The organism is Pengzhenrongella sp. (genome assembly GCF_036565025.1).
Taxonomy (GTDB): Bacteria; Actinomycetota; Actinomycetes; order Actinomycetales; family Cellulomonadaceae; genus Pengzhenrongella.
Window position 1 is genome coordinate 23,360 of sequence record NZ_DATCNW010000057.1, and the last position, 8,698, is coordinate 32,057.

At 72.2% G+C, this 8,698-nt stretch carries 10 protein-coding genes; 2 read left to right on the plus strand and 8 right to left on the minus strand.

Annotation, left to right across the window (positions count from 1 at the left end; translation table 11 throughout):
- Window positions 1-148: 148 nt before the first annotated feature.
- Window positions 149-2,287 (minus strand): 4-alpha-glucanotransferase, encoded by a 2,139-nt coding sequence (gene malQ, locus VIM26_RS03015; RefSeq protein WP_331948844.1) that lies wholly within the window; start codon window positions 2,285-2,287, stop codon window positions 149-151.
- 171 nt (window positions 2,288-2,458) lie between these two features.
- On the opposite strand from malQ, the gene VIM26_RS03020 reads away from it, so the two are divergent.
- The gene (locus VIM26_RS03020) at window positions 2,459-3,493 is read left to right on the plus strand and encodes a mechanosensitive ion channel family protein (RefSeq protein ID WP_331948845.1); all 1,035 of its coding nucleotides are present in this window, start codon (window positions 2,459-2,461) and stop codon (window positions 3,491-3,493) included.
- Window positions 3,494-3,517: 24 nt separating this feature from the next.
- Here VIM26_RS03020 and VIM26_RS03025 read toward each other — a convergent pair whose 3' ends face one another.
- The 7 genes from VIM26_RS03025 to VIM26_RS03055 all read right to left on the minus strand — a co-directional run bounded on the left by VIM26_RS03025 (window position 3,518) and on the right by VIM26_RS03055 (window position 7,051).
- On the minus strand, window positions 3,518-4,213 hold the full coding sequence (locus tag VIM26_RS03025) for an HAD family phosphatase (RefSeq protein WP_331948846.1): 696 nt from the start codon (window positions 4,211-4,213) through the stop codon (window positions 3,518-3,520).
- An 8-nt stretch (window positions 4,214-4,221) separates the two neighbouring features.
- Window positions 4,222-4,452, minus strand: coding sequence for a PTS glucose/sucrose transporter subunit IIB (locus VIM26_RS03030; RefSeq protein ID WP_331948847.1), 231 nt, complete (start codon window positions 4,450-4,452; stop codon window positions 4,222-4,224).
- A gap of 145 nt (window positions 4,453-4,597) precedes the next feature.
- The gene (locus VIM26_RS03035; protein ID WP_331948848.1) at window positions 4,598-4,831 is read right to left on the minus strand and encodes a hypothetical protein; all 234 of its coding nucleotides are present in this window, start codon (window positions 4,829-4,831) and stop codon (window positions 4,598-4,600) included.
- Window positions 4,832-5,189: 358 nt separating this feature from the next.
- Window positions 5,190-5,654, minus strand: coding sequence for a PTS glucose transporter subunit IIA (locus tag VIM26_RS03040; protein WP_331948849.1), 465 nt, complete (start codon window positions 5,652-5,654; stop codon window positions 5,190-5,192).
- Window positions 5,654-5,884, minus strand: coding sequence for a PTS glucose/sucrose transporter subunit IIB (locus tag VIM26_RS03045; RefSeq protein ID WP_331948847.1), 231 nt, complete (start codon window positions 5,882-5,884; stop codon window positions 5,654-5,656). Before VIM26_RS03045 ends, VIM26_RS03040 begins: the two co-directional genes overlap by 1 nt.
- 55 nt (window positions 5,885-5,939) lie before the next feature.
- Complete coding sequence (locus VIM26_RS03050; protein WP_331948850.1) at window positions 5,940-6,173, minus strand: glucose PTS transporter subunit EIIB; 234 nt, start codon at window positions 6,171-6,173, stop codon at window positions 5,940-5,942.
- Between the two features lie 17 nt (window positions 6,174-6,190).
- Window positions 6,191-7,051, minus strand: coding sequence for a GntR family transcriptional regulator (locus tag VIM26_RS03055; RefSeq protein WP_331948851.1), 861 nt, complete (start codon window positions 7,049-7,051; stop codon window positions 6,191-6,193).
- 200 nt (window positions 7,052-7,251) lie between these two features.
- Here VIM26_RS03055 and VIM26_RS03060 point away from each other — a divergent pair, with 200 nt between their 5' ends.
- Window positions 7,252-8,634, plus strand: a complete 1,383-nt coding sequence (locus VIM26_RS03060) for a PTS transporter subunit EIIC (RefSeq protein WP_331948852.1) — start codon at window positions 7,252-7,254, stop codon at window positions 8,632-8,634.
- Window positions 8,635-8,698: the final 64 nt, after the last annotated feature.

Below are 8,698 nucleotides of genomic sequence, written 5' to 3' on the forward strand. Positions count from 1 at the left end.
CCGCCTCTCAACGCACCCGGACTACCCCGCGAGCTCGCCGGACCACCGTCAGACCCAGCGCGCGGCATAGTCCGCGCTACGCGTGACGGGTCCGAGCGACTGCACGTTCAGACCGAGCGCGGGCCATACCGCGCTACGTCTGACGTGGTTAGTCGGTGCGGTTGATTGCGGCTACCAGGGAGCGCAGGCGGGCGCTGTCGAAGAGGTCTTCGACGGTGACCAGGCGGCCGGAACCGTCGGCCAGCGGCACGCGCCAGTTCGGGTACTCCTTGTCGGTGCCGGGCTGGTTCTGCGCGCGGCGCTCGCCGACGGCGTCCGCCAGGGAGACGCCCACGAGCAGCGCCGGGGTCGCGCGCACGAAGCGGTGCAGCGCCTCGACGATCTCGCGCTCGGACGGGTCGGGACCGAGGAGCCCACGCTCGGTGAGCACCTCGAGCATCTCGAGCCGCTCCGCGCGGGCCGCGCGCTGCACGACGTGCACCGGTTCGGTCAGCAGCCCGAGACGCTCGCGCAGCGCCACGTGCTCCTCGGCGAGGTAGCCCGCCGTCGGCGGCAGGTCGTGCGTCGTGACGGTCGCCAGCGCGAGGCGCCGGTACTTCTCGGGAGGCAGCGGTGTGCCCGAGGCGTCCTTCTCGAACCAGAGCACGGACGTGCCGAGGATGCCGCGGTCCTTGAGATAGCCACGCACCCAGGGTTCGACGGTGCCGAGGTCCTCCCCGATCACCAGCGCACCCGCGCGGGAGGCCTCGAGGCACAGGATGCCGATCATGGCCTCGTGGTCGTAGGTCACGTAGGCGCCCTCGCCGGCCCCGGAGCCCGCCGGGATCCACCAGAGCCGGAACAGCCCCATGATGTGGTCGATACGCAGGGCGCCCGCGTGCCGCAGGACCGTGCGGAGCATGTCCCGGTAGGGCGCGTAGCCGGCGCGGGCCAGCGCGTCGGGGTGCCATGGCGGCTGGGACCAGTTCTGCCCCTGCTGGTTGTACATGTCGGGCGGCGCGCCGACGGAGGCCCCCTTCGCGAGCACGTCGCCCAGCGCCCACGCGTCGGCGCCGGCCGGGTGCACCCCGACGGCGAGGTCGTGCACGATGCCGATCGACATGCCGCCCTCGAGGGCGGCGCGCTGGGCCGCGGAGAGCTGCTCGTCGGCGACCCACTGCAGCCAGCAGTGGAAGTCGATCCGGTCCGCGAGCTCGACGGCGGCCTTCTTGACGAACGCCGAGGACGGGTCGCGGGCCGCGGCGGGCCAGCTGGCGTCCGAGCCGTACCGCTCGGTCAGGGCGGACCACAGCGCGAACACCTCGAGGCCCTCGCCCTGCTCGGCGCGGAACCCGTCGAACTTGGCCTGCCGGGCGGTCGAGCGCGGGGCCTGGTAGATGACCTCGAGCGCGGTGCGCTTCGCCGTCCAGGCGACGTCGCGGTCGATCGGGCCGTCGTCCTCGTCGAGCGCGCGGATCGACTCACCGGCCCACTCCACGAGCGAGCGGTCCGCGGCCGAGAGGTACCCGGTCTCGCGCACGTCCTCCACGCGCAGGTAGATCGGGTTGACGAACCGGCGGGTGGTCGGCAGGTAGGGCGACGGCGTCATCGGCCCGGTCGGTTCCGCGGCGTGCAGCGGGTTGATGAGCAGGAAGTCCGCCTGGCACCGCTTGGCCGAGAGCCAGGCGATCTCCCCCGCGTCCGCGAGGTCGCCCACTCCCCAGGACTGCCGCGAGCGCACCGAGTACAGCTGCGCCATGAATCCCCACGCGCGTCCGGCGCTCAGCGCGTCCGGAACCTCCAGCCGCGCCGGGACGACGACGACGACGCTGCGTGCGGGCCCGGTGACCCCGGTCGCGCGCATGGTGTGCCAGCCCAGCGGCAGGTCGTCGGGGAGCTGGAACATCGCGCGGCCGAGCTGTTGGCCGTCCACGCTGCGCGGCGCGGTGTACATGTCGGTCTGGGCGAGCTCGCGCCTGCCGCCGCCCGCCTCGGGGTCCAGCTCGAGCCAGAGCTCGACCGGGTCGCCGTCGCGCACGTGCACCGGCACCTGCGGGGACTCGCCCGCCCGGAGCACGACGACGGGCGGCAGCGCGCGCCGCCACGGCTCGTCCAGCGCGTGCGCGAGACTGACCTCGATCCGCTCAGCGGACGACGCGTCGACGCCGAGCGCGGCCAGCACCCCGACCAGAGTCTTGGCGGCAACCATCTTGTGGGTACCGTCGAAACCCCAGTAATCGGGCACTACTCCGTGAGCCTCGGCGAGTCGCAACAGCTGCTTCGGTGTTTCCTCTCTCGCTTCAGGCACCCTTCAATCCTGCCAGAGGCTCAACCCCCCGGACGCCTTCTGGCGCGGTAGGCGCGTCGCTGACCTGATTGTTCCCCCGTGCAGGGACGTTGCAGGGGCGATCCAGGCGCGATGCACACCCAGGGCCGGCCCGTTTGGGCCCCCCAGCGACCGGCCGCTAACCTGGGCGGCATGCCTGCGACCACTCTCGTGCTCTCCGCGCGCCCGCTGCTCGCCGCCGCCCCCGCTGCCCTCGAGGACAAGGGAAGCGCGATCGCGGCCTGGTTCCACGGGCTGATCACGCCCGCCTGGCAGATCGGCCTCACGCTCGTGCTCGGGGCGATCGTGCTCGCGCTGGTACGGCGGGCCATCGCCCGCACCGTGAAGCACCTCGTGGACGGGGTGCCGGTCGTCCAGCGCAAGGCGGGCGGCCTGATCTCCCGCGGGCTGCGCCAGGACGGCGGCCAGGCGGACACCAGCCCGCTCGCGGCGGCCCGGCGCGGCCAGCGGGCCCAGACGATGGGTTCGGCGCTCAGCTCGGTGGCGTCGCTCCTGGTGGGCCTGTTCGTGGTCGCCGTCGTGCTGGGACTCCTGGACGTCAACATCGGACCGCTCATCGCGTCGGCGGGCGTCGTCGGGGTCGCCCTCGGCTTCGGCGCGCAGACGCTCGTGAAGGACTTCCTGGCGGGCATCTCGATGCTCGCGGAGGACCAGTACGGGGTGGGCGACGTCGTCGACCTCGGCGAGGCGAGCGGCGTCGTCGAGCAGGTGGGGCTGCGCGTGACGCAGGTCCGCTCGATGAACGGCACGCTCTGGTACGTGCGCAACGGGGAGATCCTGCGCGTCGGCAACATGACGCAGGGCTGGTCGCGCGCGGTGGTCGAGGTGCGCGTGCACGGGGAGCACGACGTGCCGCGGGTGCGCGAGCTGCTGCTGACGGCGGCCGCCGAGGTCGCCGCCGACCCGGACCTGGGTCCCGCGATCCTGGCCGACGCCGAGGTCGCCGGCATCGAGGACCTCACGGCCGACGGCGCGCTGCTGCGGCTCCTCGTCAAGACCGCACCCTCGCGACAGTGGGACGTACAGCGCGACCTCCGGGCCCGAATCCGGGTGAGCCTCGGCGACGAGGGCATCGACCTCGCCATGCCGCGCCGGGAGGTGCTCGTCGAACGCACGGTCGAGCCCCTGGTCTCGCAGCGCTCCGCGCGGGTCCCCGAGGACAACTGACCGCTCGGCGGTCGACCGGCCCGCTCAGCGGTCTTCGCTGAGCTCCTCGACGGCCACGGCGAGCGCCGTGAGGTCGGCCGCGGTCGAGTGCGCGCCCGCCGCCAACAGCCCGGCCTGGGTGTGACTCGTGGTCACCCCGAGCACGTGCCCGACGCCGGCCGCGCGCGCCGAGACGATCCCGGCCGGGGAGTCCTCCGCTGCGAGCAGGCCGCCGGGCGCCAGCCCGAGCACCCGAGCACCGAGCCGGAACGGCTCCGGATCGGGTTTGCCGCGCGCGCAGTCCTCGGCGGTGACCATCCGCAGCGCCGGGTCCGCGCCGCCCAGCAGCTCCAGCGACACCTCCGCCCACCAGCGTCGCGCCGACGTCACGACGGCCACCGGGAGCCTCGCCCGCGCGCAGGCCGCGAGCAGCCGCGTGGCACCGGACACCGGGACGGGACGCAGCGTCGAGGTACGCACGGCCGCCAGGATCCCCGCGGTGAGGACCTCGGGATCCTCCCCGTTCCACGGCCCGTCGAGCACCGGAAAGACCTCCTGCGCGCGGCGCCCGGAGAACTCCCGGATGACCTGCTCGGAGACCTGCCAGCCGCGTCCGGCGAAGTACTCCCGGAACGCGCCCCGGTGCACCGGCTCGCTGTCGACGAGCGTCCCGTCCAGGTCCAGCAGCAGCCCGGCACCCGGCCGGGCCAGCAGGGCAGTGGGGTCGACGAGCAGGCCCACGACCGTCGTCAGCGCAGGTCCTCGATGTCTGCGGCCAGGGTGTCCGCCTCGGGTCCCACCACGACCTGCACGACCTTGCCCGACCGCACGACGCCGAACGCGCCGGTCGCCTTGAGCGCCGCGTCGTCCACCAGCGCCGGGTCGGCGACCTCGACCCGCAACCGGGTGATGCACGGCTCGAGGTCGAGGATGTTCGCGTCCCCGCCGAGTGCCGCGAGGATCTGCTCTGCCTTGCTCATGGGGTTTCTCCTTGATAGGCGGGTTGCCACGCCCACCGATTATGTCGCCCGAGCCGCCTCGCATGGGCGACCGGTCCGCCCGCCCCTGCCGGAAGGTCCCTGTGGTCAAGCGCCTGCTCGACACGACCGCCACCGAACTCGCGACCTACACGCGCCAGGACGTGCTGGCGGCCATCCGCGGCAGCAAGGGACGCATCCTCGCCGCGGAGATGATCGCGCCGGTGATGGCCGCCGTGTACGACGTCAGCAACCCCGAGCTGGCGGCGGCGATGGGTGCGGACCTGCTGATCCTCAACCTGCTCGACGTCCGGCGGCCGGCGGTGTTCGCCGTCGAGGTGCCCGACCCGGCCGACGTCGTGCGCGAGGTGAAACGGCTCACCGGACGGCTCGTCGCGGTCAACCTCGAACCGGTCGACCCGCAGGCGGACCTTGTCACCGACGACGACTTCGGCCCCGGCGGGACGTCGGGACGACTCGCGACGCCGCAGAACGTCGCCGCTGCGGTCGCGCTCGGCGCGGACGCGATCGTGCTGACCGGCAACCCCGGCATGGGCGTGACCAACGCCTCGCTCGCCCGCGCGGTGGGGGCGGCGACTGCGGCTACTTCGCCGATCGCGGTCCCGGAGAACCTGCTCGCGTACGCACATCGCCATCCGCGGCAGGCGGCACGCCTACCGCCGGATGGCGAGCTCACTGCTGCGCTGAGGTCACCGCCGGTCAGGTCGCCGCGGTCGAGGTCACGCCCACTCGAAGAGCGGCTCACCGGCGCGGACGGGCGACCCCGGGGCGACGAGCCCGGTGACCTCCTCGGCCTTGCCCTGGAGCGCGACCACCGGGCAGATCGGCGACCGCCCGCCCGCCTCGATGTCGGTCGGGTTCCAGCTCACCACGACGTCTCCGGCGGCGACCGTGTCACCCTCGGCGACGTGCAGCGTGAACCCCTCGCCCGCGAGCTGGACGGTGTCCAGCCCCAGGTGCACGAGCGCGCCACGACCGCCGTCGGCCAGGATCACGAAGGCGTGCGGGTGCAGCTTGACGATCTTGCCCGCGACGGGCGCGATCGCCTCGACGAGCCCGGCACCGCTCGGCACGATCGCCAGGCCGGGCCCGACGATCTCCCCGGCGAACACCGGGTCGGGCACCTCGGCCATCGCCCGCACGGTGCCCGTGACGGGCGCGAGCATGGTGAGCAGCGAGCCCATCAGCGCAGGTCCTCGATGTCTGCGGCCAGGGTGTCCGCCTCGGGCCCGACCACGACCTGCACGACCTTGCCGGACCGGACCACGCCGAACGCGCCGGTCGCCTTGAGCGCCGCGTCGTCCACCAGTGCGGGGTCGGCCACCTCGACGCGGAGCCGGGTGATGCACGGCTCGAGGTCGAGGATGTTCGCGTCCCCGCCCAGTGCCGCGAGGATCTGCTCTGCCTTGCTCATGGGGTTTCTCCTTGATAGCGGACGCCGGCCCGTGTGGCTCGCCCAAGATTAGTAGTCACATCAGTTCTTCGATCTCTGACGCGAGAGTGTCCACGCTCGGCCCCACCACGACCTGCACGACGCGCCCCGCGAGCATGACGCCGTGCGCCCCCGCGGCCCGCAGCGCGCCGACGTCGACCAGGGTCGCGTCGCGCACCTCCGAGCGCAGCCGCGTGGTGCACGGCTCGATGTCGATGATGTTCGCGACCCCGCCGAGGGCCGCCAAGATGTTCGCCGCCTGATCTGTCACACGCGCCCGCTCTCCACTCATGTTCCGGCCCTCGTCGTTGAGGGGCCGGCCTTGCTCTGCTCGCCGTCGCCGTGGCGTGCGCCACCGTGGTCGTCGCGGCGGTCGCCACCGTTGTTGTACGGCGGTCCGCCGGCAGGCTGTCGTAGCTCGCTCGAGCGGGGGGTCAGCGCGCGCCGTGGAGCACGCAGCGGGACCCACAGCACGTACCTGTCCGCCCGGTAGGACGAGCGGGAGTACACGCAGGCGGTCTCCCCCGCGAAGGTCCGCCGGGACAGCCGCAACACCGCCTTGCCGACCCGGACCCCGAGCAGCTCGGCGTCCTGGGCGTCGACCTCGGTGGCCGCCACGGTGTCCTCGCCCCAGTCCGGGTCGAGACCGCGCCGGCGCAGCTCGCCGTAGACGCTCGCGGGCGGGCCGTTGTCGAACAGGCCCGGCACAAGCAGGCTCGGCATCCAGAGCTGCTCGATGGCGATCGGCTCGCCGTCGGCGTAGCGCACCCGGTGCAGGTAGAAGACCTGCTCACCGGCGACCAGGTCCAGCGCGTCGGCGATGTCCGGCGCCGCGGGGACCTGCTCGGTGGCGAGCACCTTCGACGACGGCTCCATGCCGCGCCGGCGCATCTCCTCGCCGAACGACGCGAGCCGCGCCTCGAGGTCCAGCTTGGTCGGGGCGACGAACGTGCCGCGACCCTGCTTGCGCTCGAGCAGCCCCTCGACCACGAGCGCATCGACCGCCTGCCGCACGGTCATCCGGGACACTCCGAAGCGCTCGCAGAGCAGTCGCTCGGAGGGGATCGCGTCCCCGACCGCGAGCTCGTGCGTGACCAGCGAACGCAGATAATCCCGGACTCTGACGTACTTGAGCACAGAGTGACGCACCCTCGCCACACCCCCCACTTCGCCCGCCTTTGGGTTCCCGCGTGCCGCTCTTGACACCGGATGGCCCATTCCATCATGGTTAGGCCAACTGGTCCAGACGTCTAGCGCACGTACTGAATCTTCACGATCGGCCGCTGAACCAGACCGACGCCGGGGCCCACCGGTTGCGTGATCGCACACAACGAGGAGTGCACAGCAAAATGACCGCCACGACTGCCCCCGAGATACGAGAGAAGCGACCTCTGCCGGGGTTCGCCCAGCTGCAGCGCATCGGCCGCTCGCTGATGCTCCCCATCGCGTCGCTGCCCGCCGCCGGACTCCTGCTTCGCCTCGGCCAGCCCGACATGCTCGGGGCGACCGGGATCGCTGGCCACTTGAGCGGCACCGCGGCCAGCGCGCTCATCACGGTGGCGGCCGTCCTTGCCGGCGCCGGCAACGCGCTGTTCGCGAACCTGCCGATGATCTTCGCGCTCGGTGTGGCCGTCGGGTACGCCCGCAAGTCGGACGGCTCGACCGGGCTCGCGGCGCTGGTCGGCTACCTCGTGTTCAAGGGCGTCACCGACGCCCTGTCCCCCAACGTGCTCGGCAAGGCGGGCACCGGCGAGACCCAAGAGCTCATCAACTACGGCGTGCTCGGCGGCATCGTGATCGGCCTGATCGCGGCGCTGCTCTTCCAGAAGTACAGCCGGATCAAGCTGCCCGCCTACCTCGCGTTCTTCGGCGGCAGGCGGTTCGTCCCGATCGCCACCGCGGGCATGGCGATCGTCGTCGCCGTCATCGGCGCCCTCCTCTACAAGTACTTCAACCAGGGCCTGCACGGCGTCGCGAACTTCGTCGCCGGCTCGAGCATCCTCGGTGGCTTCGTCTACGGCACCGCGAACCGCCTGCTCGTGCCCATCGGCCTGCACCACCTGCTCAACTCTCCGCTGTGGTTCCAGATCGGGGAGTACACCGACGCGAGCGGCCAGGTCTGGCAGGGCGACATCGCGCGCTTCCTGCACCACGACCCGACCGCCGGCACGTTCATGACCGGCTTCTTCCCGATCATGATGTTCGCCCTGCCGGGCGCGGCGCTGGCCTTCGTGCACACGGCCAAGCCGGCCAAGCGCAAGGTCATCGCCGGGATCATGGGCTCGGCCGCGCTGGTCTCGTTCGTCACCGGTGTCACCGAGCCGCTCGAGTTCTCGTTCGTGTACGTGGCGTACCCGCTGTACGCGATCCACGCCGTGCTCACCGGGACCTCGCTCGCCATCGTGAATGCGCTCGGCATCCATGACGGCTTCAGCTTCTCGGCGGGCGCGATCGACTACGCGCTCAACTTCCGGATCGCGACCCATCCCGTCTGGCTGCTCGGTATCGGACTGATCTACGGGGTCGTCTACTACTTCCTGTTCCGCTTCGTCATCACGAAGTGGAACCTGCGGACCCCGGGCCGCGAGGACGACGACGCCATCACCGACCCCAACAACGCCCTGATCGACCAGCCGACCGACGCCGCCCCGGCGACCCGTGCGGCCAACGCTGGCCCGGCCAACGCCGGCCCGGCCCCCGCCGGCCCGGCCACGAGTCCCTCCACCACCTAGCCACCCACCCGACAGCACAGCCCCACCCCACCGCAACGTCCGAGCGTTGACGTCCTATAGGACG